The 1101-nt window shown below is 65.5% G+C and carries 2 protein-coding genes; one reads left to right on the top strand and one right to left on the bottom strand.

Annotated features, from left to right (window positions below; translation table 11 throughout):
- Nucleotides 1-229 precede the first annotated feature (229 nt).
- Nucleotides 230-520 carry a DUF1653 domain-containing protein gene (locus C5O18_RS10120; RefSeq protein ID WP_105193497.1) on the top strand — a complete coding sequence of 97 codons (291 nt, stop codon included), beginning with the start codon at nucleotides 230-232 and terminating at the stop codon, nucleotides 518-520.
- A 60-nt stretch (nucleotides 521-580) separates the two neighbouring features.
- Here C5O18_RS10120 and nadC read toward each other — a convergent pair.
- The coding region (gene nadC / locus C5O18_RS10115) for a carboxylating nicotinate-nucleotide diphosphorylase (RefSeq protein ID WP_105193495.1) at nucleotides 581-1101 on the bottom strand (521 nt) is incomplete at its 5' end.

Raw genomic sequence — 1101 nt, 5'->3', positions numbered from 1 at the left:
CACTCCGCGCCGATGATAGTGTGGCATTCGCCATGTGAAAGTAGGTCATCGCCAGGCACCTAATGCACGAACCCTCAACCGTATCCCGGTTGAGGGTTTTTGCTTTCCGGGATGTATACACCAGATTTCTTGGGCGCAGCAGCGCAAGCCGCGCGCAGGCATGGAGCTGGCGCGATTCCGCATGCAATCCTCGCTTTATTTGACCGCGTATCGAACAGGATCCAAAGACATGGCACGAACTGAGGTGCAGCCGGCCGGCCCGATACCGGGCTTCTATCGTCATTACAAGGGGCCGTATTACCAGGTCATGGATCTGGTCAGGCATTCGGAGAGCGAGGAATGGCTGGTACTCTACCGCACCTGCTACGGCGACTGGGGGCGCTGGGTCAGGCCGCTGGGCATGTTCACTGAAACGGTCAGCCTGCCGGATGGCAGTGTATGCCCGCGCTTTGCCTGGGTGGGCGAGCAGCCGCCCGCAGGGCTGGACATGGTCGAGGATGCGCGCGCGCTCGCGAAATGACGCTGGCGCAGCGCTGGCCGAGCGCCCGGCTCCGGGCGCCAGCCAGGCAGAACGTCGGGCTCAGCCCTCGATCAGGCGCATCGACAGGTCGATGGCCTTGATGTCCTTGGTGATGGTGCCCAGCGAGATGTAGTCCACGCCGGTTTCGGCGATGCCGCGCAGCGTGTCGCGATTGACGTTGCCTGATGCCTCCAGCTCGGCGCGCCCGGCAGTGAATGCCACGGCGGCGCGCATCTGCTCCAGATCGAAGTTGTCGAGCATGATGCGGTCGGCCCCGGCGGCGATGGCTTGCTCCAGTTCGTCGTGGCTTTCCACTTCCACCTCGACCATGCGGCCCGGCGCCTGTGCGCGCGCGGTGGTGACGGCGGCGGCGATGGAGCCGGCCGCCATGATGTGGTTCTCCTTGATCAGGAAGGCGTCGAACAGGCCCATGCGGTGATTCTCGCCGCCGCCGACCAGCACCGCGTACTTCTGCGCCACGCGCAGGCCGGGCAGGGTCTTGCGCGTATCCAGCAGGCGTGCGCGGGTGCCGGTCAGCAGCCGGGTCAGTGCGCGGGTGTGGGTCGCGGTGGCGGACAGGG

The organism is Amnimonas aquatica (assembly GCF_002943415.1).
GTDB classification, from domain to species: Bacteria; Pseudomonadota; Gammaproteobacteria; order Pseudomonadales; family Moraxellaceae; genus Perlucidibaca; species Perlucidibaca aquatica_A.
The sequence above is the reverse complement of the archived record's forward strand: the minus strand, read 5'-3'. Positions and strand labels throughout refer to the sequence as shown.